Origin of the sequence: Ensifer sp. CCNWLY38 (assembly GCF_037120565.1) — a bacterium.
Lineage (GTDB): Bacteria > Pseudomonadota > Alphaproteobacteria > Rhizobiales > Rhizobiaceae > Ensifer > Ensifer adhaerens_H.
The window spans coordinates 92,451-116,100 of record NZ_JBBBBO010000007.1 but is presented as its reverse complement, the minus strand read 5'-3'; the positions used below and the strand labels follow the sequence as shown (position 1 = coordinate 116,100).

General features: G+C 62.6%; 23 protein-coding genes. 17 read left to right on the top strand and 6 right to left on the bottom strand.

Going from position 1 to position 23,650, the window contains the following annotated elements; genetic code table 11:
* The first annotated feature begins 297 nt into the window (after positions 1-297).
* The 6 genes from V7S54_RS16585 (at position 298) to V7S54_RS16560 (ending at position 7,773) form a co-directional block, all read left to right on the top strand.
* Positions 298-1,452: an efflux RND transporter periplasmic adaptor subunit gene (locus tag V7S54_RS16585; protein ID WP_065375267.1), complete on the top strand. Its 1,155-nt coding sequence runs from the start codon at positions 298-300 to the stop codon at positions 1,450-1,452.
* Positions 1,449-4,628: an efflux RND transporter permease subunit gene (locus tag V7S54_RS16580; protein WP_065375268.1), complete on the top strand. Its 3,180-nt coding sequence runs from the start codon at positions 1,449-1,451 to the stop codon at positions 4,626-4,628. The genes V7S54_RS16585 and V7S54_RS16580 overlap by 4 nt, the downstream gene beginning before the upstream one ends.
* Before the next feature lie 278 nt (positions 4,629-4,906).
* On the top strand, positions 4,907-5,740 hold the full coding sequence (locus tag V7S54_RS16575; RefSeq protein ID WP_083203714.1) for an MBL fold metallo-hydrolase: 834 nt from the start codon (positions 4,907-4,909) through the stop codon (positions 5,738-5,740).
* A gap of 17 nt (positions 5,741-5,757) precedes the next feature.
* On the top strand, positions 5,758-6,240 hold the full coding sequence (locus tag V7S54_RS16570; RefSeq protein WP_141679458.1) for a hypothetical protein: 483 nt from the start codon (positions 5,758-5,760) through the stop codon (positions 6,238-6,240).
* 85 nt (positions 6,241-6,325) lie between these two features.
* Positions 6,326-7,072 (top strand): YebC/PmpR family DNA-binding transcriptional regulator, encoded by a 747-nt coding sequence (locus tag V7S54_RS16565; protein WP_057254682.1) that lies wholly within the window; start codon positions 6,326-6,328, stop codon positions 7,070-7,072.
* Positions 7,073-7,143: 71 nt separating this feature from the next.
* Positions 7,144-7,773, top strand: a complete 630-nt coding sequence (locus tag V7S54_RS16560) for an HAD hydrolase-like protein (protein ID WP_065375270.1) — start codon at positions 7,144-7,146, stop codon at positions 7,771-7,773.
* 8 nt (positions 7,774-7,781) lie between these two features.
* Here the strand turns inward: V7S54_RS16560 and V7S54_RS16555 are convergent, their stop codons facing one another.
* Positions 7,782-8,783: an LLM class flavin-dependent oxidoreductase gene (locus tag V7S54_RS16555; RefSeq protein WP_065375271.1), complete on the bottom strand. Its 1,002-nt coding sequence runs from the start codon at positions 8,781-8,783 to the stop codon at positions 7,782-7,784.
* Between the two features lie 171 nt (positions 8,784-8,954).
* On the opposite strand from V7S54_RS16555, the gene ruvC reads away from it, so the two are divergent.
* The 4 genes from ruvC (at position 8,955) to V7S54_RS16535 (ending at position 12,240) form a co-directional block, all read left to right on the top strand.
* Positions 8,955-9,467, top strand: a complete 513-nt coding sequence (gene ruvC, locus V7S54_RS16550; RefSeq protein WP_065375348.1) for a crossover junction endodeoxyribonuclease RuvC — start codon at positions 8,955-8,957, stop codon at positions 9,465-9,467.
* 116 nt (positions 9,468-9,583) lie between these two features.
* Positions 9,584-10,201: a Holliday junction branch migration protein RuvA gene (ruvA, locus tag V7S54_RS16545; RefSeq protein ID WP_057254685.1), complete on the top strand. Its 618-nt coding sequence runs from the start codon at positions 9,584-9,586 to the stop codon at positions 10,199-10,201.
* Between the two features lie 95 nt (positions 10,202-10,296).
* A complete protein-coding gene (gene ruvB, locus V7S54_RS16540) occupies positions 10,297-11,337 on the top strand; it encodes a Holliday junction branch migration DNA helicase RuvB (RefSeq protein ID WP_065375272.1) in 1,041 nt (346 codons plus the stop codon).
* Positions 11,338-12,240 carry a metallophosphoesterase gene (locus tag V7S54_RS16535; protein WP_336408643.1) on the top strand — a complete coding sequence of 301 codons (903 nt, stop codon included), beginning with the start codon at positions 11,338-11,340 and terminating at the stop codon, positions 12,238-12,240.
* A gap of 20 nt (positions 12,241-12,260) precedes the next feature.
* On the opposite strand, the gene V7S54_RS16530 is transcribed toward V7S54_RS16535, so the two are convergent.
* From V7S54_RS16530 to V7S54_RS16520, 3 genes are read right to left on the bottom strand one after another with little or no spacing between them, the layout of a single operon-like run.
* Positions 12,261-13,163, bottom strand: coding sequence for an NAD-dependent epimerase/dehydratase family protein (locus tag V7S54_RS16530; protein WP_336408644.1), 903 nt, complete (start codon positions 13,161-13,163; stop codon positions 12,261-12,263).
* Positions 13,160-14,020 carry a glycosyltransferase gene (locus V7S54_RS16525; RefSeq protein WP_065375275.1) on the bottom strand — a complete coding sequence of 287 codons (861 nt, stop codon included), beginning with the start codon at positions 14,018-14,020 and terminating at the stop codon, positions 13,160-13,162. The genes V7S54_RS16530 and V7S54_RS16525 overlap by 4 nt, the downstream gene beginning before the upstream one ends.
* Complete coding sequence (locus tag V7S54_RS16520) at positions 14,017-15,237, bottom strand: NAD-dependent epimerase/dehydratase family protein (protein ID WP_065375276.1); 1,221 nt, start codon at positions 15,235-15,237, stop codon at positions 14,017-14,019. Before V7S54_RS16520 ends, V7S54_RS16525 begins: the two co-directional genes overlap by 4 nt.
* Before the next feature lie 124 nt (positions 15,238-15,361).
* Between V7S54_RS16520 and ybgC the strand changes: the two genes are divergently transcribed.
* The 3 genes from ybgC (at position 15,362) to V7S54_RS16505 (ending at position 17,428) form a co-directional block, all read left to right on the top strand.
* Positions 15,362-15,817: a tol-pal system-associated acyl-CoA thioesterase gene (gene ybgC, locus V7S54_RS16515; RefSeq protein ID WP_065375277.1), complete on the top strand. Its 456-nt coding sequence runs from the start codon at positions 15,362-15,364 to the stop codon at positions 15,815-15,817.
* Positions 15,818-15,945: 128 nt separating this feature from the next.
* Positions 15,946-16,542: a TetR/AcrR family transcriptional regulator gene (locus V7S54_RS16510; RefSeq protein WP_065375278.1), complete on the top strand. Its 597-nt coding sequence runs from the start codon at positions 15,946-15,948 to the stop codon at positions 16,540-16,542.
* The gene (locus V7S54_RS16505) at positions 16,535-17,428 is read left to right on the top strand and encodes a haloalkane dehalogenase (protein ID WP_336408645.1); all 894 of its coding nucleotides are present in this window, start codon (positions 16,535-16,537) and stop codon (positions 17,426-17,428) included. The genes V7S54_RS16510 and V7S54_RS16505 overlap by 8 nt, the downstream gene beginning before the upstream one ends.
* Here the strand turns inward: V7S54_RS16505 and ligD are convergent.
* Together ligD and V7S54_RS16495 are read right to left on the bottom strand one after the other, a co-directional pair.
* Positions 17,425-19,170 carry a non-homologous end-joining DNA ligase gene (gene ligD / locus V7S54_RS16500; protein WP_065375279.1) on the bottom strand — a complete coding sequence of 582 codons (1,746 nt, stop codon included), beginning with the start codon at positions 19,168-19,170 and terminating at the stop codon, positions 17,425-17,427. The two genes, V7S54_RS16505 and ligD, sit on opposite strands and share 4 nt — an antisense overlap.
* Positions 19,170-19,478 carry a hypothetical protein gene (locus V7S54_RS16495; protein ID WP_057254693.1) on the bottom strand — a complete coding sequence of 103 codons (309 nt, stop codon included), beginning with the start codon at positions 19,476-19,478 and terminating at the stop codon, positions 19,170-19,172. Before V7S54_RS16495 ends, ligD begins: the two co-directional genes overlap by 1 nt.
* 295 nt (positions 19,479-19,773) lie before the next feature.
* Here V7S54_RS16495 and tolQ point away from each other — a divergent pair, with 295 nt between their 5' ends.
* The 4 genes from tolQ to tolB all read left to right on the top strand — a co-directional run bounded on the left by tolQ (position 19,774) and on the right by tolB (position 23,455).
* Positions 19,774-20,496, top strand: coding sequence for a protein TolQ (tolQ, locus tag V7S54_RS16490; RefSeq protein ID WP_057254694.1), 723 nt, complete (start codon positions 19,774-19,776; stop codon positions 20,494-20,496).
* A gap of 27 nt (positions 20,497-20,523) precedes the next feature.
* Positions 20,524-20,976: a protein TolR gene (gene tolR, locus V7S54_RS16485; protein WP_025424730.1), complete on the top strand. Its 453-nt coding sequence runs from the start codon at positions 20,524-20,526 to the stop codon at positions 20,974-20,976.
* A 9-nt stretch (positions 20,977-20,985) separates the two neighbouring features.
* Complete coding sequence (locus V7S54_RS16480) at positions 20,986-22,065, top strand: hypothetical protein (protein WP_065375280.1); 1,080 nt, start codon at positions 20,986-20,988, stop codon at positions 22,063-22,065.
* A gap of 79 nt (positions 22,066-22,144) precedes the next feature.
* Positions 22,145-23,455 carry a Tol-Pal system beta propeller repeat protein TolB gene (gene tolB / locus V7S54_RS16475; protein ID WP_065375281.1) on the top strand — a complete coding sequence of 437 codons (1,311 nt, stop codon included), beginning with the start codon at positions 22,145-22,147 and terminating at the stop codon, positions 23,453-23,455.
* Positions 23,456-23,650: the final 195 nt, after the last annotated feature.

Here is a 23,650-nt window from a genome sequence, read left to right as displayed (position 1 = left end):
TCCGCAGTCCTGAATTGCGGGCTTGTGCTGCTGTCACCGGACAATCGGGAGCAGGCGCTCTCTGCCCGGCGATCTCGATCCAACAGCGTTCGCCGGCCCAGAGCGGAGACCGCTGTATCATTTAATTGCTTGTGTGACTTTGCCTCTTGGGTCGCTGCCGATCCGAGTATTTGTGCGGAGCGGGAGAGTGATGCGGCGATTTTCCGCTCATGTCCTGCTCTGAAGTATTCAAAGCGATTGCGGTGGTTGGTCGGTCGGGCTGCCCATCGTCATCCAAAGTGCATTCGGAGGGCATGCATGTTGTCTAAGTGGCATTTGCCGATGATCGTCGGCGCTTCTCTTTCCCTTCTTTCCGCTGTTGGTGCCCAAGCACAGGACGCGCAATTGCCTGTCGTGACCGTCGCCAAGCCGGTCGTGCGTGACGTGATCGACAGCGACGAGTTCATCGGCCGCTTCGAGCCGGTCGACGAGGTGCAGGTTCGCGCCCGCATCGGCGGCTATCTCGACGAGGTCAATTTCACCGACGGCGCCCTGGTGAAGAAGGGCGACAAACTTTTCGTCATCGACCAGCGTCCCTACCGCACGGCCCTCTCCCAGGCCGAGTCGACCCTGGAATCGGCGCGCTCAACGCTGGAATTCGCCGAGTCCCAGTTCAAGCGGACGCAATCCCTGACGGGCACCGGCACGCTGTCGATCTCAACGCTCGACGATCATCGTCGTGCGCTGCTTTCGGCGCAGGCGCTGGTGCGCGGTTCGGAAGCGGCGGTCGAGCGCGCCAAGCTCGACCTTGACTACACGACCATCACCGCGCCGCTCAGCGGCCGCGTCGACCGGCGCCTGCTGTCGACGGGCAATCTGGTTCAGGCGGACCAGACCGTGCTGACGACGATCGTCTCGCTCGATCCGATCGACTTCTATTTCGACGTCGATGAACGGCGGCTGTTGTCCTATGCGCGGGTCGCGCGCGAACGTGGCAGTGCGTTGCAGGAAGGTGGCGGTGCACTCGAAGTACTGGTCACCATTGCCGATTCCAACGAGGAGCCGTTCAAAGGCAAGCTGGACTTCGCCGAAAACCGTGTCGATCCGCAAAGCGGCACGATGCGCGTGCGCGCCCGTCTTGAAAACCCGAAGCTGGTGCTGCAGCCCGGCCTCTTCGGCCGTGTGCAGATCGAGGGCTCGAACACCTACAAGGCCGTGCTCATTCCGGATGAGGCGATCGGCGCCGACCAGAACGAGCGGATCGTCTATGAAGTAACAGCCGATGGATCGGTGGTGACCAAGCCCGTGCGGCTCGGACCGAAACTGCATGGCTATCGCGTCATCCGCAGCGGCATGACCGGCGACGAGACCATCGTCGTCAACGGCCTGATGCGCGCGCGTCCCGGCACCAAGGTGAAGCCCGAGGTGATCCAGTTGCCGCCCGAGGGCCAGGTGGCGGGGACGGCACAATGAGGTTCGCACACTTTTTCGTCGACCGACCGATCTTTGCATCGGTGCTATCGATCGTTCTCCTGATCGTCGGCGGCATCGCCTATTTCCAGCTTCCGGTGGCGCAGTACCCGGAAATCGCCCCGCCGACCATTGTCGTGCGGGCGGCCTATCCCGGCGCCGACGCCAATACGGTCGCCAACACCGTGGCGACGCCGCTCGAACAGGAGATCAACGGCGTCGAGAACATGCTCTACATGTCCTCCTATTCGACCGCTGACGGCTCGATGGCGCTGACGATTACCTTCAAGCTCGGCACCGATCTCGACCAGGCACAGGTGCTGGTGCAGAACCGCGTGTCGATCGCCGAACCGCGCCTGCCGGAAGAGGTCCGACGCATCGGCATCACCACGGCCAAGAGCTCGCCCGACCTGATGATGGTCGTGCATCTGCTCTCGCCGACCGAACGTTATGACCAGCTCTACGTCTCGAACTATGCCCGCACGCGCATCCGCGATCTGTTGGTGCGGCTCGACGGCGTCGGCGACGTCATCCTGTTCGGCGAGCGCGAATATGCGCTGCGCGTCTGGCTCGATCCCGAGAAGCTCTCGGCCTACGGTATGACGGCGGGTGACGTGGTGCAGGCGTTGCGCGAGCAGAACGTGCAGGTCTCCGGCGGTTCGATCGGCGGTCCGCCGGCGCCGGGCGACAGCGCCTTCCAGTATACCGTCACCACCGACGGCCGCTTCAGCGATGCACGCCAGTTTCGCTACGTCATCGTCAAGGCGACGGAAACCGGTCGCCTCGTGCAGTTGCAGGATGTCGCCCGGGTCGAGCTCGGTGCCCGCGAATACGTCAACAACAGCTATCTCGACGGCAGCCCGGCGGTGGCGCTCGGCATCTTCTCGCGGCCGGGCACCAATGCGCTCGACGCTGCCGAGCAGATCCAGAAGGTGATGACCGACGTCGCGCGTGATTTCCCGGAAGGGCTCGAATACCGGATCGTCTACAATCCGACCGAGTTCATTTCGGAATCGATCAACGAGGTCTACAAGACGATCGGCGAAGCGGCGTTGCTCGTTGCCATCGTCGTTCTCGTCTTCCTGCAGTCCTGGCGCACGGCGATCATCCCGATCGTCGCCATCCCCGTGTCGCTGGTCGGCACCTTCGCCTTCCTCTACGCCTTCGGCTTCTCGCTGAACATGCTGACGCTGTTCGGCCTGGTGCTGGCGATCGGTATCGTCGTTGACGATGCGATCGTGGTGGTGGAGAACGTCGAGCGAAACCTCGCGCGTGGCATGACCCCGCGCGAAGCCTCGCATGTGACCATGGACGAAGTGGGTGCCGCTGTTATCGCGATCTCGCTGGTGTTGACCGCCGTCTTCGTGCCCACGGCCTTCATCCCCGGCATCGCCGGCCAGTTCTATCTGCAGTTCGCCGTGACGATCTCGGTGGCGACGGTCATTTCCGCCTTCAACTCGCTGACGCTGTCGCCGGCTCTGGCGGCGATCCTCTTGAAGCCGCACGAAAACGGCCATCACGAGAGCCGCAACCCGCTGACGCGCTTCGGCCGGGCACTGGCAAACGGCTTCAACAACGGTTTCGACCGAATGGCCGAAGGCTATGCCTGGATCGTGCGCAAGCTGGTGTCGACCAAGACGGCGGTGGCCGCGGCGCTCCTCGTCTTTGTGGGCCTGCTCGGGGCCACATGGTACATGGCGCAGATCGTGCCGAGCGGCTTCGTGCCGACCATGGACCAGGGTTACGCGATCGTCGTCATCCAGCTTCCCGACGGTGCCTCGCTCGACCGCACCGACGCGGTGGTCAAGCGGGCGTCGAAGATCATCCAGGACATCCCTGGAGTGAAGAGCGCCGTCGCCTTTGCCGGCTTCAACGGTGCGACCTTCACCAACGCGTCCAACTCGGGCGTGGTCTTCGCCCCCTTCGAGAGTTTCGAAGAGCGGTTGAAGCACGGCCAGAGTGCCAACCAGATCATCGGCCAGCTCTATGGCAGCCTGCAGAGCATCCAGGAAGCCTTCATCATTGCCGTACCGCCGCCGTCGGTGCGCGGCATCGGCAACTCCGGCGGCTTCAAGATGCAGATCATGGATCGGCAGGGCGCCGACATGCGGCGCGCGCTGGGGCTTGCCTATCAGATGATGGGCACAGCCAACCAGACGGAAGGGCTGACCGGGGTCTTCACCACCTTCTCAGCCTCCAGCCCGCAATACTTCCTGGCGATCGACCGCGACAAGGCGCGCACGCTCAACGTGCCGATCCCCAACATCTTCGAGGCGCTGTCGATCAACCTCGGCACCTCCTACGTCAACGACTTCAACGCCTTCGGCCGTGTTTACCAGGTGCGGGCGCAGGCCGATCAGCAGTACCGTATCGAGCGCGACGATATTCTGGCGCTGAAGGTTCGCTCCGCGACCGGTGCGCTGGTGCCGATGGGCACGCTCGTCGAGATCCGCGACACCGCCGGTCCGACGCTCGTGCAGCGTTACAACATGTACGTATCGGTTCCGGTGCAGGGCAACCCTGCGCCGGGCGTCTCGACCGGCACCGCCCTCGACAAGATGGAGGCGCTCGCCGCCCAGCTCCTGCCGCAGGGCACGACCTTCGAGTGGACGGAACTCGCTTTCCAGGAGCGCCAGACCGGCAATACCGCGGTGTTCATTTTCGCGCTGTCGGTGGTCTTCGTGTTCCTGGCGCTGGCGGCCCAGTACGAAAGCTGGGTGCTGCCGCTGGCGATCATCCTGATCGTGCCGCTCGGCGTGCTTTCAGCGCTTGTCGGCGTGTCCATCCGCGGCCTCGACAACAACGTGCTGACGCAGATCGGGTTGATCGTTCTGATCGGCCTTGCGGCCAAGAACGCGATCCTGATCGTCGAGTTCGCGCGGCAAGGGGAGGACGAGGGCAAGACCCCGATCGAGGCGGCGGTGGAGGCGAGCCAACTGCGCCTCAGGCCGATCCTGATGACGGCCTTCGCCTTCATCCTCGGCGTGGTGCCGCTGATGATCGCGACCGGCCCGGGTGCCGAAATGCGCCAGTCGCTCGGCACCGCGGTGTTTTCGGGCATGCTCGGGGTTACTTTCCTCGGCCTGTTTCTGACGCCGGTCTTCTACGTCGCGCTCAGGTCGTTCCGGCGGCGTAAGCCGGCGACGATGACCGAACCGGCGCCCCATCCCGCCGAATAGTCCGCACGGCCCCAAATGTCACAGCGCCCCGGCAGAAATGCCGGGGCGTTTGCAGTCGAACGGCATGTTGCCGTTTGCCAGGATTGCGCGGTGACGCAAACGTGAGCAGGGCCGGCCGTTTGTAACTGGACGCAGCCGGGCGCTTGAACAATTCTCTCCCTGCCCGTGACGCCGTGGTTCGGCCGAGCGAAGGCAAAGGCTTCCATTCGCTGTTCAACAACCGCCTGGCGCGTGCCCTCCAGCTCGGGGCCATGTGGTCAAAGTGGGAGAGGTGAAGGCTGATGCTCCGGTACTTTGTCTACACGTTCGTCGCCATCTGGCTGATCCATGCGTTCTGGCCGTCGGTCGCGCACGCGCAAGAGCAGCCCCGCCACGCCAGCCAATGCCAGGCGATTGCCGAGGCGATACCGCAGGCGACCTTTGCCAGCTTCACGCCGGCGGCAGCTACCAAGGGGCAGACGAGGACGGGCGAGGTCACCATCACCTATCTCGGCCACTCCACCTTCCTGATCGAGACGCCGGGCGGGGTGTCGATCGCGACGGACTACAATGGCTGGTTCGCGCCATCGAGCCCGCCGACGGTCGCGACGATGAACAAGGCGCATTCGAGCCACTATACGCTGGCGCCGGACCCGGCGATCAAGAATGTGCTGCATGGCTGGGGCGACACCGGCGGACCTGCACGGCACGATCTCGTGGTCGGCGACACCTATATCCGTAACGTCACGACGGATATCCGTGCGGGTGGCGCGATGGAGCACGATGGCAACTCGATCTTCATCTTCGAGGTAGCGGACCTTTGCCTTGGTCACCTCGGCCATCTCCATCACGAGCTCGACGACAGCCATTACCGCCAGATCGGCCGGCTCGATGTGCTCATGGTGCCTGTCGATGGCGGCCTGACCATGGGTGCCCAAAGCATGAGCCGGGTGGCCAGCCGGCTGCGCGCCTCGCTGATCTTGCCGATGCACCGCCGCGGTCCGCCGATCGACGCTTTCCTCGACATGTTCGGCGACGACTACGACAAGCGCTTCGCCGACAGCGCCAGCGTCAAAGTATCGTTGCGTTCCTTGCCAAGCAAACCACTGATTTATATTCTCAAGGGCGTCTGAACACTCAGGATCGCCCAATGAAGTTGCTTGTGGTCGGCGTATCGCTTTTCCTGTCCCTATCGACATTAGCCAAGGCGGGCGGCGCGCCGCCGCCACGCATGCCCTCTCCCGAAGGACAACAGCAGCAAAGCCTACCCGAGACGGCAGCACAGCGCGTGGGCGAACAGGAGATGTTCATGATGCCGTCGGGCAATATCGGCTGCGTCTACACGCCGGCCGGCGGCACCGCGGTATACCAGCCTCAGGACGGCGGACCTGAACTTGCCTGCGATATCGTCGCGCCGCGCTATGTGCGCGCCACACTCGGCCGCGCAGGGGCCGCCACACTCAATCACGCCGTTGGCGATCCGAGCTGCTGCTCGGCAGCTCAGGTCCTCGACTATGGGCAAAGCTGGTCGCGCGGGCCATTCTCGTGCGCCTCCGAACGCACCGGCCTTTCCTGTCGCCGCGACGATGGGCACAGCTTCCTCCTCAGCCGTGCGCAGGTCTCTGCCGACTGAAAAGCCGCGCCCCGGCTGGACGGAAAGCGGCAATAAAACTATAAGGCGCCCCATTCCATTCAAATTCATGCATGCAGAGGGTGCCATGGCTGGCCATTCACAGTTCAAGAACATCATGCACCGCAAGGGCCGTCAGGATGCGGTGCGCTCGAAAATGTTTTCCAAGCTCGCGCGCGAAATCACGGTTGCCGCCAAGTCCGGCATGGCCGATCCGGCCATGAACGCGCGTCTGCGTCTGGCGATCCAGAACGCCAAGGCACAGTCGATGCCGAAGGACAACATCGAACGGGCGATCAAGAAGGCCTCCGGCGGCGACGCGGAAAACTACGAAGAAGTCCGCTACGAGGGCTACGGCCCGGGCGGCGTTGCCGTCATCGTCGAGGCGCTGACCGACAACCGCAACCGTACCGCCTCCAACGTGCGCTCGACCTTCACCAAGGCCGGCGGCGCGCTTGGCGAAACCGGTTCGGTTTCGTTCTCCTTCGATCGTGTTGGCGAAATCACCTACAAGCTCTCCGCCGGTGACGCCGACAAGGTGATGGAAGCGGCGATCGAGGCCGGTGCCGACGACGTGACCACCGACGAGGACGGCCACACCATCATCTGCGGTTTCGAAGCGATCGGCGACGTTTCCAAGGCGCTCGAAGACACGCTCGGCGAAGCCGAGACTGTCAATGCGATCTGGAAGGCGCAGAACACCGTGCCGGTCGATGAAGAAAAGGCGCAGTCGCTGATGAAGCTCATCGACACGCTCGAAGACGACGACGACGTCCAGAACGTCTATTCGAACTTCGAAGTGTCGGACGAGATCCTGGCGAAGCTGTCGGCCTGATTGGACGGCCTATCGTTACCGGAATATGCACCCGTGTCCGAAAGGGCACGGGTTTTTCTTTGGATTGCCCGATGACCTATGAATTCGCGATTTTCGATTTCGATGGCACTCTCGCCGACACGGCGGCGAGCTTCATGGCCGCGTGCAACAGTGCTGCACGGCGCTATGGCTTCCGCGAGCTTTCCGTCGAGGAATTCCAGTCACTGAGGACGATGGGCAATCGCGAGATCATCGCGCATCTCGGCGTGCCAATGTGGAAGCTGCCGCAGATTGCCGGCTTCATGCGCCGGGCCATGGCGTCCGAGGCCGCGTCCGTGCGGCTGTTTCCAGGTGCGGCCGATCTGCTTTTGCGATTGAAGGCGGCAGGCATCGGCATTGCGATTGTCAGTTCGAACGCGGAGGAGGGCATTCGCGCCGCGCTCGGCGACGTGGCGGCGACCGTCGATCTCTTCGAGTGTGGCGCGGCGCTTTTCGGCAAGGCGCAGCACTTCAAGCGGGCGATCCGTCACTCCGGTCTTGATCCGGAGCGCGTGCTTGCGATCGGCGACGAGGCGCGCGACATCGAGGCTGCGCGCAAGGTTGGCGTGGCGGCGGGCGCCGTTTCTTGGGGCTATGCCGATCCGAACTTTCTGCAGGGGCTCGGACCGGATCGGTTCTTTTCACGCATGGATGAAATCGCCCCGGCCTTCGGAGCGATCTGATTGCTGCTTCATGCGGCCTTGACGAGTTCCTTCTGCGCGCCGGCGAAGAGGCGAAGCGAATGCAGGCGCGCCTCCATGTCGAAGATCGGCATGGAAATGATCAGTTCGTCAGCCTTCGTCTGATCGAGGAAGGTTCCGATTTTCCGGCGGATCGTCTCGGGCCCGCCGACGACAGCATACATCATCGAATGGTCGACGAAGATCTTTTCATCATAGCTCCAGAGCCCATCCATGGATTGAACCGGCGGCGGGAACTGTCCGCGCGCATTGCGCCGCAGTGCCACGAAGGATTGCTGCATCGAGGTGAAGAGATAGTTGGCCTCTTCGTCCGTATCGGCGGCGACGCCCATGACACCGACCATGACATGCGGCTTGTCGAGCGTCTCGGACGGCGTGAAGCGCTCGCGATAAATCTCCAGCGCCGAGAGCAGCATGTCCGGCGCGAAATGCGAGGCGAAGGCAAAGGGAAGGCCGAGCATGCCGGCGAGGTGAGCGCTGAAATGGCTCGAGCCCAACAGCCAGATCGGCACGTTGGTATCGGCGCCCGGAACGGCGATGATCTTCTGATCCTCGGCGACGGGGCCGAGCAGGGCCTGCAGTTCCACGACGTCGTTCGGGAAATTGTTGCCGCTTGCCTCCATGTTGCGCCGCAGTGCCTGGGCGGTGCGCATGTCGGTTCCGGGCGCGCGGCCGAGGCCGAGGTCGATGCGGCCGGGATAGAGTGCTGCCAGCGTGCCGAACTGTTCTGCGATCACCAGCGGCGAATGGTTCGGCAGCATGATGCCGCCGGAGCCGACGCGGATCGTCTTCGTGGCTGCGGCCACATGCGAGATGACCAGCGAGGTCGCCGCACTGGCAATGCCTTTCATGCCGTGATGCTCGGCGAGCCAGAAGCGCTGGTAGCCGTTTTCCTCGGCAGCCTGGGCCAGACGGCGCGAGTTTTCGAGTGATTGGGCGATGCTGCCTCCTTGCGTGATCGGGGAAAGATCGAGGACGGAGAAAGTCGCCATGGCATGGGCCCTTTATTGAGGGAAATTGATGAAAGGCTATGTAAGCTCAATTTTCCTCAATCCAAGGGCAGTGGCGAAGAAATCCGGAAGCTCTGTCTCACCTGTGCGTATGTTTTTGTTTTGTTCACTTTTTGCTGGCAGCGTCCGGGCGAGCATCATAGGGTGAATTTCATGCAGAACACGATTCGCATCATCGGTATCGATCCGGGTCTTCGCCGTACCGGCTGGGGCATCATCGAGACGCTCGGCAACTCGCTGCGCTTTGTGGCCTCCGGCACGGTGACCTCCGATGGCGAGATGGATCTCGCCTCGCGGCTCTGCCAGCTGCACGACGGACTTGCTGAGGTGGTGCACAGCTACCAGCCGCACGAGGCGGCGGTCGAGCAGACCTTCGTCAACAAGGATGCGACGGCGACGCTGAAACTCGGCCAAGCGCGTGGCATTGCGATGCTGGTGCCGGCACGCGCGGGCTTGCGGGTCGCAGAATATGCGCCGAACGCGGTCAAGAAAGCGGTCATCGGTGTCGGCCACGGCGAGAAGCAGCAGATCCACATGATGCTGAAGGTTCTGATGCCCAAGGCCGAGTTCAAGGGCAACGATGCGGCGGATGCGCTTGCCATTGCCATCTGTCATGCCCACAACCGGCAGTCGGTGACGAGCCGGCTTGCCGCATTGATGGCGTAGTTGCAGCAGATCTAAAGTGTGGCAGCGACCTTAGCGCGTCCTAGAAGACGCGCGGCGTTGCAGACAAGAATTTTTCCGATGGTCTGGGCGACCATCCCCACCGCGAGAGACGCCATATGATCGGCAAATTGAAGGGTACCATCGACGAGATCGGCGAGGATCATGTCGTGCTCGACGTGCATGGCGTCGGCTATGTCGCCTTTTGTTCGGCGCGCACGCTGTCCAAGCTCGGATCGGCCGGCGAGGCGGCGATGCTCTTCATCGAGACCTATGTGCGCGAGGACCAGTTGAAGCTCTTCGGCTTTCTGACGGCGCTGGAGCGGGAATGGTTCCGGCTGTTGCAGAGCGTGCAGGGCGTCGGCTCGAAAGTGGCGCTCGCGGTACTTTCGACCTTGACGCCGGGCGAACTGGCAAATGCCATTGCGTTGCAGGACAAGACCTCGGTCTCGCGCGCGCCGGGCGTCGGGCCTAAGGTTGCGGTGCGTATCGTCACCGAGCTCAAGAACAAGGCACCGTCCTTTGCCGGCGAGATGTCAGGCTCGATCGGCCTCAAGCAGGAGCTCGGCGAAGGGGTCGCGTCCGCGCCGGTATCGGATGCGGTTTCGGCGCTCACCAATCTCGGCTATTCACGCGACCAGGCGGCCAATGCGGTGGCCGCCGCGTTGAAGAATGGCGGTGAGGGGGGCGACAGTGCCAAGCTCATTCGCCTCGGCCTCAAGGAACTGGCGCGATGATCGCTTGCCTTGGCGGGGCGCTCAAGGCAGAACGGAAGAGGGCCGGACGCAGGTGAGTACCTGCGCCATGACGACTGACCAATTGGAACGAATGCATGACTGACGCGGCACGTCTGATAACGCCGGAAAAGCGCGGTGAAGATCTCGATGCGACCATGCGCCCGCAGTCGCTGGACGAATTCACCGGCCAGGCAGAAGCGCGCGCCAACCTGAAGATTTTCATCGAAGCGGCCAAGAACCGTGGCGAGGCGTTGGACCATGTGCTCTTCGTTGGCCCGCCGGGCCTCGGCAAGACGACGCTTGCCCAGATCATGGCCAAGGAGCTCGGCGTCAACTTTCGCTCGACCTCCGGTCCGGTCATCGCCAAGGCTGGCGACCTTGCGGCCTTGCTTACCAATCTCGAAGAGCGCGACGTGCTCTTCATCGACGAGATCCACCGGCTTAATCCGGCGGTCGAGGAAATTCTCTATCCGGCGATGGAAGATTTCCAGCTCGACCTGATCATCGGCGAAGGCCCGGCGGCGCGTTCGGTGAAGATCGACTTGTCGAAGTTCACGCTGGTGGCGGCGACGACCCGTCTCGGCCTCTTGACCACGCCGCTGCGTGACCGTTTCGGCATTCCCGTGCGTCTCAATTTCTACACGGTCGAGGAACTGGAATCGATCGTGCGGCGCGGCGCCCGGCTGATGGGCCTCGGCATGACCGACGATGGCGCGCGCGAGATTGCCCGTCGCGCCCGCGGCACGCCGCGCATTGCCGGCCGGCTGTTGCGCCGGGTGCGCGATTTCGCCGAAGTGGCGCGCGCTGAAGCCGTGACCAAGCAAATCGCCGACGAAGCGTTGACGCGGCTGCTGGTCGACAATATGGGGCTCGACCAGCTCGACCGTCGCTATCTCTTCATGATCGCACAGAATTTCGCCGGCGGGCCTGTCGGCATCGAAACCATCGCCGCCGGTCTCTCGGAACCGCGTGATGCGATCGAAGACATCATAGAGCCCTACCTGATCCAGCAAGGCTTCATACAGCGGACGCCGCGCGGCCGTATCTTGACCGCAAATGCCTGGAAACATATCGGCCTCAATCCGCCGAAAGAGGTCGAGGCGACGCAGTTCCGGCTGACACTCGAGGACGAATAGATGATTACCCGCCGCGGATTATTGAAGGTGATCGGCGGCGGTATCGCCAGCATGGCGGCGCTCGGCGGATACGCATTTGCCGTCGAGCCGCTGGCCCGGCTAAACGTGACCCGCTATGCGCTGACACCGCCCGGCTGGACGCCCGGATTGAAGCTGCGCGTCGTGGCACTTGCCGATATCCATGCCTGCGAGCCCTGGATGCCGGCAAGCCGCATCGGTTCGATCTGCCGCCAGGCCAACGCGCTCGGCGGCGACGTGACGGTGCTGCTCGGCGATTATGCGGCCGGCATGAACTTCGTGACCCGCTACGTGCATTCCAGCGAATGGGCGAAGGCGCTTGCGACCCTTTCGGCGCCGCTCGGCGTCCATGCCGTCATGGGCAATCACGACTGGTGGGAGGACAAGACCGCGCAGATAAATGGCGGCGGTCCGACCTTCGGGCACAAGGCGCTGCAGGATGTCGGCATCAACGTTTACAGCAACCGGGCAATCCGGCTGGAAAAGGACGGGCAGGGCTTCTGGATCGCCGGTCTCGAAGACCAGCTCGCCCTGGTGCCGGGCAAGAAGTGGCAGCGCCAGCGCATGGCGGGTCTCGACGATCTCGACGGCACGCTCGCGCAGGTGGATGACGGTGATCCGGTCATTCTGTTGGCACATGAGCCGGACATCTTCCCGAGCGTTCCCCCACGGGTCGCATTGACACTGTCGGGTCATACCCATGGCGGGCAGGTGCGGCTTCTCGGCTACGCGCCCGTGGTGCCTTCGCGTTTCGGCGATCGCTATGCCTATGGGCACATGGTCGAGGACGACCGCAACCTGATCGTCTCCGGCGGGCTCGGCTGCTCGCTCGCACCGGTCCGTTTCGGCGTCCCGCCGGAGATCGTCGTCATCGACCTCGGTTAGCCCGGTCAGCCGTCGGGGGGTTACGCGGACCTGCCGTCCGTGACCAACTCCCTGATCGTCGTCGCCAACCGCTCGAATCCGCCGGGTTGCCAGCCAAGCCTGCGCAACTTTTCGGTCGACATGACGAGATAGCCATCCGCTGAAGCGGCCTCCGGCAATGGGTGCCGAGATCCCGTTAGCGTCTGCACCAACGACAGGATTTGCCTGACATCGAGCAGCTGGTCCGAAACGTTGAAGACCTCACCGCGCACCGTGTCGCTATCCGCTTCCAGCATGAGCCGCACGGCGGCGCCGACGTCGTCGCCGTGAACCTCGGTGCCGATCCGAGGCTCGATCGGTTTTCCATCAAGGTAGTTCGCAAACAGTTCGGCCCATTTGTGTTGCCTACCAGGACCGGCCGCGCCGTAGACGCCGGTCACGCGCAGGCTTGCCACGCTGAAATCCTGGGTCGCAAGCAGGCGCAGGTGATCTTCCCCGGCGGCTTTCACCACGCCATACAGCGTGTCCGGATCGGGGGGCAACGTCTCGTCGAGATATCCGGCCGAGCGGCTGCCATAGATGGCGCGGCTCGAGAGAAATACGCAGCGTTTGACCCCGGCATTGCGTGCCGTTTCGAACAGGCGAGCGGAGCCTTCGATATTGGCACGCCGAAAACCGTCCGGATCGTCGCCTTCACCGCCGCGATACTTGCCTTCGACATGTTCGAAGGCGGCATGGACAAAGCCCTGTACGCCGGCGAAGACGGCAGACTGGTTCAGGTCTGGATCGAGGAACAGCGGCACGAAATCGACGGGCCTCGAAAAGAAGCCGGCCGGATGCGGGGTGCGGCCACCGACGATCACGTCATATCCGTTCCGCATCAAATGCTCGACGAGGAAGCGGCCGACGAAGCCGGTACCGCCGGAGACCAGCACCCTGCTCATCGGTGCGCCGGATTGGGGAGGGAGGCGATCTCCGGAATGTCGTCCCCGGTCAGGTAGGCGAACCAGAGGTCGATCAGTGGCCGCAAGGCCCCGGCACGCGGATGGTCCTTTTCCCAGGGCTTTTCATACTGGTAGTGCAGCACGCCGATCGAGCGCCAGTCCCAGAGTGCGGGCATGTTGAACCAGACATATTGCAGCATGTTCATCGTCACCGGCAGGCCGTGCCAATCCGGGAAGAAGCTTTGTAGGAAGGTCTGGTCGGTGCGTGGCCAGAAGGCATCGGGTGCGTCGAGCTGGTCGAGCATCCTGTCGAATGTCGCCAGCGACGGCTCGGCGACGAAGACGCCGGAATTCAGCCGGTGGAAGTCAGCGAGGCTTTCGTAGACATTGGGCGCGGCGGAGAACTCCGGATAGGAAAACAGCCGGTCGATGTTGCGGAGCACGATCGCGTCGGCGTCGATGAAGACGCAGCGGCAGTATTCGGTTAATTGCCAGAGCCTGAGCTTGCAGAAGTTGTCGAGCGGCGAGTGGAAGGCCGGTTTGCGGCCCTTGGTGAAGGGTGCCTTCTCATGCACGTTCCGGCGCTGATGACGCTCGTTGAAGGCATCGGAAAGCGGCAAGAGATCGGTCTCGATCAGGCGACAGCCGAACTCGGCCAGCGGCGCCAGTGCTTCGGGCGCTACGCAGCAGGTATGGAGCACGACGATATCCGCCTTGGTGCTCGTGAGTCGGATGGAGCGTGCGAGCGCGCGGGCACCGAGCGCATAGTCGGCATTGGTGACGAGCGTCACGAAGGCATGATCGGCTAAGGGTGGCGAGGAGGGGCGCAGCCCCTCCGAAGGATCGTTCGATGTCATGAAACGGATTTCAGCCGCTTGCCCTCTGGGTCGTGGTTGATGAGCGGCGCGATGTCCTTGGTCCAGGCGGAGACGGCAGGCACGCGCGTTCTATCGACACGATAGGCGAATTTCTTCGCGACATCGACGATTTCCGACAACAGCCCGTCCTGCAGCCGCGTCGGGTTGAGGCCGAGGCCTAAGAACTTCTCATTGTGCACGACGAGTTCGTTCTCGGCCGCTTCCTTGCGCGGGTTCGGCAGCCAGGCGATCTGCGATCCTGAAACCGCGGCGATCATCTCGGCGAGGTCGCGCACCCGGTGAGTCTCGGTCATCTGGTTGAATATCTCGACGCGGCTGCCGCGCGCCGGCGGGTTCTTCAGCGCAAGCTCGATGCAGCGGACCGAATCCTGGATATGGATAAAGGCGCGCGTCTGTCCACCGGTGCCATGTACCGTCAGCGGATATCCGATCGCCGCCTGAATGAGGAAACGGTTCAAGACGGTGCCGTAGTCGCCGTCATAGTCGAAGCGGTTGATGAGCTGGGGGTGGCGGCTCGTCTGCTCGGTATGGGTGCCCCAGACGATGCCCTGGTGCAGGTCGGTAATCCTGAGGCCATCGTTCTTCGCATAGAACTGGAAGAGCAGCTGATCCAGGCACTTGGTCATGTGGTAGATCGAGCCGGGATTGGACGGATAGAGGATCTCCTGGCTGACGGTCTCGCCGCCCATCGTCTCGATGCCGACGGGCAGATAGCCTTCGGGGATCGCAGCACCAATGGTCGAATAGCCATAGACGCCCATGGTGCCGAGATGCACGAGATGGGCGTCGAGCCCGAGTTCGACCAGCGCGTTCAGGAGATTGTGCGTGGCGTTGACGTTGTTGTTGACCGTGTAGTTCTTGTGGCGGTCGCTCTTCATCGAATAGGGCGCGGCACGCTGCTCGGCGAAATGCACGATCGCATCAGGGCGATGCTCGGCGAGCCAGTTCTTGAGGAGCTCGTAGTCGCGGGCAAGATCGATGAGATTGAAATGGATGCGCCGGCCGGTTTCGGCATGCCAGATGCGGGTGCGTTCCTGGATCGAATCCATCGGCGTCAGCGATTGCACGCCGAGTTCCGTATCGATCCAGCGGCGGGAGAGATTGTCGAGGATATGGACGTCGTGGCCCGTATCGGACAGGTGAAGAGCCGTAGGCCAGCCGACGAAACCGTCGCCACCGAGAATCGCAATCTTCATGCACGTTCTCCTGATCGAGAAGGAAGTCCGTCACGTGATAGGATAGGATTGTGACAACGCTGCAATGCTTGCAAATGGCTTTTTGTTCCTGCACAGGAAACGGGATGTACTTGCGGAGAAAAGCATGTCCCTGATTTCGCTCGCAGGCGAACTGACCGAAAACGGCCATCGGCTGATCCAGCGCGTCTATTACGAAGACACCGACTTTTCCGGCGTCGTCTACCACGCCCGCTACCTGCATTTCATGGAGCGCGCCCGCACCGATTTCCTGCGCCTGCTCGGCGTCGAGCAGGCGACGCTCGCGATCGAAGGTGACAGCGAAGGTCTGGTCTTCGTCGTCCACCGCATGGAAATCGACTTCAAGCTGCCTGCGCGCATGGACGATATCCTGACGATCACCACGGTTACGGAGAAGGCCGGCGGCGCCAAGATGGTGCTGCTGCAGGAAATCCGCCGCGGCGAGCAACTGCTGATCGCCGCCAAGGTGATCATCGCCGTCATCAACGGCCAGGGCCGCCCGCGGCGGCTGCCGGAGGCGCTGGCCTACAAGTTCCAGCACGCCAAGGAGAGCGCGGGATAGGCGCTCGCTCTGATCGTCGACCTGTTGCAAACGCCCTTTCGTGGGGCGTTTCTCGTTTGTAGCCGCCGCCCGTCGCCACCTGTGGTTTTGTCGATTGACAATAATACGTACGTACGTATTATTTCTTTATGTCCAGAAAATCGATACGCGAAAATCTTCTGAAGTCGGGCGACCAGCTCGTGTGGAACACAGGCTACGCCGGCACCGGCGTGCGCGACATCGTAGAGGCCGCTGGTGCTCGCCCGGGGTCCTTCACCAATCACTTCGCTTCGAAGGAAGACTTCGTCATCGAGGTGCTCGACCGCTACTTCGCGTACGTCTCGGGCCTCGTCGAAGAAGCGCTCGGTGACAGAAGCGTTCGGCCGGTCGATCGCTTGCGGCGCTATATCGATCTCATCACCGGCAAGCTTGCCGATGCCGACTACAGCCGCGGCTGCATGATCGGCAACTTGAGCCTCGAAGCCTCGTTCGACAACGAAAGGCTGCGTGTGCATTTGTCGAAACTCTTCGAAACCTGGCGCGGTCCATTCGAGGACTGCATCGCCGAGGGGCTGGAAAAGGGCGAGATCGCCGCGATCGGCTCCGCGGCCGAGCTCGCCGACTTCCTGCTCAGCGCCTGGCAGGGGGCGATGCTGCGCATGAAGGTCGACCGCAGCCCGGCGCCGCTCGCGACATTCAGGAAGATCGTTTTTTCAACCGTGTTTGATGGAGGAAGGCATGCGTGAACAGGCATTCGCAGCGGGCAAGTCATTCGTTGACGTTCTCGGATCGTCGATGGCCTATGTCGAGATGGGTTCGGGACCGACGGTCCTGTTCCTGCACGGCAACCCGACCTCGTCCTACATTTGGCGCAACATTATCCCGCATGTAGTGCCGGTCGGGCGTTGCGTCGCGCCGGATCTGATCGGCTATGGCCACTCGGCCAAGCCCGATATCGAGTACTCTTTCCTCGACCAGTTCCGCTATCTCGAAGCCTTCGTCGACAAGGTCGCGCCCGGTCCCCTCTTCCTGGTTGCGCAGGACTGGGGAACAGCACTTGCCTTCCACTTTGCGGCAGTTCACCCGGAGAAGGTGCTGGGGCTCGCCTTCATGGAATATATCCGGCCGGCGGAGACATTCGAGGTCTTTCATCAGAAGCCGCAGGCACGCGAGTTGTTCAGGGCGTTCCGCACACCCGGGGTCGGCGAGCGGCTGATCCTGGAGGAAAACGTCTTCATCGAGCGGGTGGTGCCGAATGCGATCCTGCGCAAGTTGACCGACGACGAGATGGCCGCCTATCGCGCGCCATTTCCGGATGAGACGTCGCGGCGGCCTGTGCTGCGCTTGCCGCGTGAGTTGCCGATCGAGGGTGCGCCCAGCGAATTCTATTCGATCAGCACGGCCGACCATGCCGCCCTTCGCGCCTCGCATTATCCGAAGCTGATGTTCTCGGGCGATCCCGGCGCACTGATTTCGCCAGCGGAGGCAGAGGCCTACGCCGCCGAGCTCATAGACTGCCGTTTGGTAAAGCTCGGAGCGGGCGCGCACTACCTGCAGGATGATCATCCTGACGAAATCGGATCAGCCGTGCGTGCCTGGCTAGAAGACTTGCGCCGAGTGGAGGCAGCCTAGTCCGTTTCCTTCACGCCGAGCTTGTCCAGGATCTTCCTGGTCAGGGACTGGCGGATACCGGCGACGTCACGCCAGGGATCCTTGCCGCTTTCGATGCGTTCGAGAATCTCGGGGATGCGGAAGCTGTTGGCCGCCTCAAGGTCGGCGAGCTCGTCCCAGCCAATCGGAGTGGCGACCGGCCCGCCGGCTCGTGCCCGGGTGGAATAGGGCGCGATCGCGGTCGCGCCGCGCTCGTTCCTCAGCCAGTCGATGAAGATGCGGCCCTTGCGCTTCTCCTTCGACATGGTGGCGACGAAATTGTCCGGTTCGCGCTCGGCAAAACCCTGGGCAAAGGTCTTGGCGAAGGCCTTGGCTTCCGGCCAGGTGGCCCGCGCTACCAATGGCACGATGACATGGACGCCTTTGCCGCCGGTGACCATCGGCAACGACGTCAGCCCGATCTCGTCGAGCGCGTCGCGCAGAGCCATGGCCGCCGCCTTGACGACCGCGAAGTCGAGGCCTTCATCGGGATCGAGGTCGAAAACCAGTCGGTCGGGCGTCTCGAGCTTGTCGAAGCGCGAGCCCCAGATGTGGAACTCCAGCGTGCCCATCTGCACGGCGGCGACCAGTCCTTTGGCGTCGCGCACATACATGTAGTTCTCGGTCTCGCCGGAGCTCTCCGTGACGGGAACTTCCTTGATCTCGTCCGGGAAGCCTTCACTCGCATGCTTCTGGTAAAAGCGCGGTCCCTTGACGCCTTGCGGGGCGCGGACAAGCGACAGCAGATGCTCGGCGGCGTAGGGCAACATCCGATCCGCGACGATGGCATAGTAGCGGGCGAGATCGAGTTTGCTGATGCTCTGACCTTCGAACAGAATCCGCTCCGGATGAGTGATCCGCACGCCGAGGACCGCTTCCTCTGTTGCGCTCGAGTTACCTTTCGTGCTCGACGCCTTCGCGGCTTTCACCTGGGATTTGCCCCCGGACTTCGTTGCCGGTTTCGGCGTTTCGGGTGTCACGGCACTTGCCTCCTTGCGCTTCCGTTGCCCCTCGGAAATCGTCCTGGTCGAGAGTGTGGGCGATTTGCTCTGTTTCGTCGACGGCGGATCGACTGCGCCGGCCCTGAGGTTCTCTGATGTGCTCCTGTTGGAAGCCCGAACATGTTTCCTCCGTTCGCCCTTACCGGCGGCGATCTCGTCCATGGTCCGGCCGGTGGTGACGCTCGTCTGATGATCCTCCAAGAGAATTTCGCCATCTTCGGTGGCGATGTCGTCACCCTCCTTGATGAGCAGCCAGTTTTCGCGCTTCTCGCCTGGGCGTGGCCGCATGCGGACCAGCGCCCAGCCACCTTGCAGGCGCTCACCGTGCAGATGAAACGTCAGCTTGCCTTCGCGCAATCCTTCATCCGGATCGTTTTCCGGCTCCCACCAGCCGGTGTCCCACAACATGACGGTGCCGCCGCCATATTGCTTCTCGGGGATCGTTCCTTCGAAGTCGCCGTAGGCAAGCGGATGGTCTTCGGTGCGAACGGCGAGACGTTTGTCCTGCGGGTTGAGGCTGGGCCCGCGGGTGACGGCCCAGCTTTTCAGCACGCCGTCCCATTCCAGTCGGAAATCGTAATGCAGGCGCGTGGCGTTATGTTTCTGCACCAGGAAGCGCTTGCGGTTCGACCGGCTGCGACTGAGGCCGCCTTTCGGCTCGCGGGTCTCGCTGAAATCGCGGCGCTTGTTGTATTCGGCGAGCGGATCACGGCGTGCAGCCATTACCCGCCTCCACTCAATCGTCGGAGGGTTGGCGTCCCATCGGGGGATTCAGCCGGTCGGGTCTCGTGGGCGAGGGCCCGTTCGATGTGGGCGATCTCCTCGCTTGTGACGACTGGAACTGGATCGGAGATGATTGCTTGAAGGACATCGGACGACAGGACGCCGTGGGCAAGCGCGTCCTCCAACGCCGCGCGGGTTTCGCGCTCGGCTTTGAGTTGGGCGTAAAGCGCCAGGATCAGCCGGTCCCGTGGATCAAAATGCGGTGAGGAGGGCCGTTTGTCGCGCTGTCGTGTCGTCTGCTGAGCCATGGCGAAGAAACGTGCCCGGCGAACGTAAGTTCCTGCGGCCAGGTGATACTGCAAAGACACAGTTCGGTAACGGTTGCTTAACCATAATGGTGTCTTAATCACTGCATCAGGATTTGTGCAGTGCACGTCATCCTTTGACCAAAATTGACGGCAAGAAGGCAACCTAAAGCTAATAAAGGTCGCGATGGTGCGATCTGCGGCAGTGCCGGGCATTCTTGCAAACAGGACGTTTGGGCTACCCGGTCACGAGCATGAACCGCTCTTGCCGGGTGTTTGGATTCGGGGACTGAAGACGATGGAACAGGTTGGATTGGCCGCTGCGACGCACGATGTGACCCTCTGGTCGCTGTTCATGCAGGCGGGCTTTGTCGTGAAGCTGGTCATGCTGGGGCTGATTGCCGCCTCGGTCTGGACCTGGGCGATCGTCGTCGACAAGACGCTGAACTACGGCCGTGTGCGCCGTCAGCTCGACAGTTTCGAGCAGGTGTTCTGGTCCGGACAGTCGCTGGAAGAGCTTTACCGGACGCTCGCCGACCGGCAGACCGCCGGCATGGGGGCGATCTTCGTTTCCGCCATGCGCGAATGGAAGAAGAGCTTCGAGCGCGGCGCCCGCTCGCCGATCGGTCTGCAGATGCGGATCGACCGCGCCATGGACGTGACGCTTTCACGGGAATCGGAATCGCTTGAAGCCCGCCTCGGTTCGCTCGCGACCATCGGTTCGGCCGCGCCCTTTATCGGCCTCTTCGGTACGGTCGTCGGTATCATGACCTCGTTCCAGGCGATCGCCGGTTCGAAGTCGACCAACCTTGCGGTCGTAGCGCCCGGTATTGCAGAAGCGCTGCTCGCCACGGCGATTGGCCTTCTCGCGGCTATCCCGGCAGTTATCGCCTACAACAAGTTTTCGGCCGACGCCGGCAAGCTGTCGGCCCGCATGGAAGCCTTCGCCGACGAGTTCTCGGCCATCCTGTCGCGGCAGATCGACGAGAAGCTGCAGAGCCCGCGTCAGGCCGCGCAATAATCGCCAGAGAATACGGAGACCACGCTGATGGGTATGTCGGTTGGCGGAGCCAAGGGTTCGGGCGGCGGTCGTCGTCGTCGCGGCGGCAAGAAAGCGATCATGAGCGAAATCAACGTCACGCCCTTCGTGGACGTGATGCTGGTGCTGCTCATCATCTTCATGGTGGCAGCACCGATGATGACGGTCGGCGTGCCGATCGACCTGCCGGAAACGCAGGCCAAGGCGCTCAATTCCGATACGCAGCCGATCACCGTTTCGGTCAATCCGGCCGGCGAGATCTTCCTGCAGGAAACGCCGATCGCGATCGAAGAGGTCGTGCCGAAGCTCGAGGCGATTGCCACCACCGGTTATAACGAGCGCATCTATGTTCGTGGCGACACCAATGCCGACTACGGCACGGTCATGAAGGTCATGGCGCGCATCTCGGCCGCCGGTTTCAAGAACCTCGGCCTCGTCACGCTGCAAGAACAGGAAAAGTGATCGTCCACGATGAAGGGCAGTCTCGCTACATCTGCTGTCCTCCACGCCCTGGTTCTGACCTGGGCGCTGGTGTCGCTCGGCAGCCCGGCTGACTTTCAGGTCGCCGACGTCGAGGCTCTGCCTGTCGACATCGTTCCCTACTCGGAAATGACGCAGGTTCAGCAGGGCGACAAGAAGGCGCCGAAAAAGGAGACCTCGTCTCCGGTTCCGACCAAGCGTCCGGAGACGAACCAGCCGGCCGAAAACGTCGGCGATAACGATACCGACCTGAAGACGCCGCCGACCCCGAACGCCAAGCCGTCGAAGAGCGAAGCCACGGCGTCGCCTGAAAAGAACGAAAAGCCCGAGCCGACGCCCGATCCGGTCGAACAGGAAATCAAGAAGGTCGAGGAGACGAAGCCCGCCTCTGAGCCTGCGACCGAAGTTGCGGCATTGCCGGAACCGAAGCAGGAAGTGAAACCGGAAACCAAGCCGGAACCGGCGCCAGCCGAAGAAAAGCCGGCGGAGAACCCGGAAGCCGAAGCGTTGCCCGAAAAGGTGCCGACGCCGGCCGCAAAGCCCAAGGTCGAAAAGCCGGCCCAGAGCGCCAAGACGCCTGAGCGCAAGAACGAGGCAACGCCGAAGGAACAGAAGAAGGCAGCCTCCACCGAGGAAAGTAAGTTCAACGCCGACGAGATTGCGGCCCTTCTCAACCGGCAGGATCCGTCCCCCGGTGGCGCCAAGCGTTCGACGCAAGAGGCGGCTCTCGGTGGCAAGAAGACCGTCGGCGTCGGCTTGAGCGCCAACGAGATCGACGGCGTCAAGGGCCAGATCCAGAGCAAATGGGCGCTGACCGCCGGTTTGACTGGCGTCGCGGAGGTTCGCGTCACGATCCGCGTGCAGCTCGATCCGGCCGGCAACATCGTCGGCGAGCCTGAGGTCACCGCAACCGGCGGTCCCGAAGGTACGCGCCGCGCTGTTGAAAACAGCACGTTGCGCGCGCTCCGTCGCTCAGCTCCGCTACAGAACCTGCCGCCTGAAAAATATGATGGCGAAAAAGGATGGAATACCCTCGTGCTGAACTTCGATCCCTCGGAATTCGCACTCTAGAGCTGCCGGGATTGGAACCCATGCCGGATAGCAAACCAACCCTGCAAACCCTTCGTACTAAGCTGAAAGGCTTGTCTCTATGATCAAGGTCTCTCTTTTCCGTGCCCTGATGGTGGCCGCGGGCATGTTGGTCGCCGTCGTGGCGGCAGCGCCCGCAAACGCGGAAGTCGTCATCGACATCAACAAGGGCAAGGTCGAGCCATTGCCGATCGCTGTCACTGACTTCCTTCAGGGCGAGCTCGGTCAGAAGATCTCGGACGTGGTCGCAGCAGACCTCAAGCGGTCCGGCCTGTTCGCACCGATCAACAAGGGCGCCTTCATCGAGAAGATCAACAATCCGGATGCGACGCCGCGCTTCGAGGACTGGAAGGTCATCAACGCCCAGGCGATTGTCACCGGCCGCGTGACGCAGGAAGGCGACGGCAGGCTGAAGGCCGAGTTCCGCCTGTGGGATACGTTCGGTAGCAAGCAGATGACCGGCCAGCAGTTCTTCACCCAGCCGGAAAACTGGCGCCGCGTCGCCCACATCATCGCCGACGCCATCTATGAGAGCGTCACCGGTGAAAAGGGCTATTTCGACACGCGCATCGTCTATGTCGCCGAAAGCGGCCCGAAGACGGCGCGCAAGCGTCAGCTGGCGATCATGGACCAGGACGGCTTCAACGCCCGTGCGCTCACCAATTCCAACGACATCGTGCTCACGCCGCGCTTCTCGCCGAACCGCCAGGAAGTCACCTACATGTCGTTCGAAAACCAGCAGCCGCGCGTCTACCTGCTGCAACTCGAAACCGGACAGCGCGAAGTCGTCGGCAACTTCCCCGGCATGACGTTTTCGCCGCGCTTCTCGCCTGATGGCCAGCGCGTGATCATGAGCCTGCAGCAGGACGGTAACGCCAACATCTATACGATGGACCTGCGCTCGCGCACGACGACACGCCTCACCAACACGGCCGCGATCGACACGGCACCGTCCTATTCGCCTGACGGCAGCCAGATCGCCTTTGAAAGCGACCGTGGCGGCGGCCAGCAGATTTACGTCATGGGTGCCGACGGCTCCGGCCAGCGTCGCATCTCCTTCGGAGACGGTCGCTATTCGACGCCCGTCTGGTCTCCGCGCGGCGACCTCATCGCCTTCACCAAGCAATCGGGCGGTAAGTTCTCGATCGGCGTAATGAAGACCGACGGTTCGGGCGAACGCATCCTGACCACAGGCTTCCACAACGAGGGCCCGACCTGGGCGCCGAACGGCCGCGTGCTGATGTTCTTCCGCCAGAACGCCGGTGCCGGCGGACCGCAGCTCTATTCGATCGATATCTCCGGTTACAACGAGCAGGCCATCCCGACGAAGAGCTTCGCATCCGACCCGGCCTGGTCGCCGCTGCTCGAGTAGATCACGATGAGGAGCGGGATGCGGGCGGAAAACCGCACACAGTTTTCCTCATCCCGCTCTCGCCTGACCCGATTTGCGGCGGGAAAATGTGGCAGCGATGCCGCTTTCTCGCCGCAAAGTGCTGGTCTAGCAGGCTCCGAGCTAAAATTATCGATTTGTTAACCATAACTGTTGAAAAGCGATTAACCGCTTCCG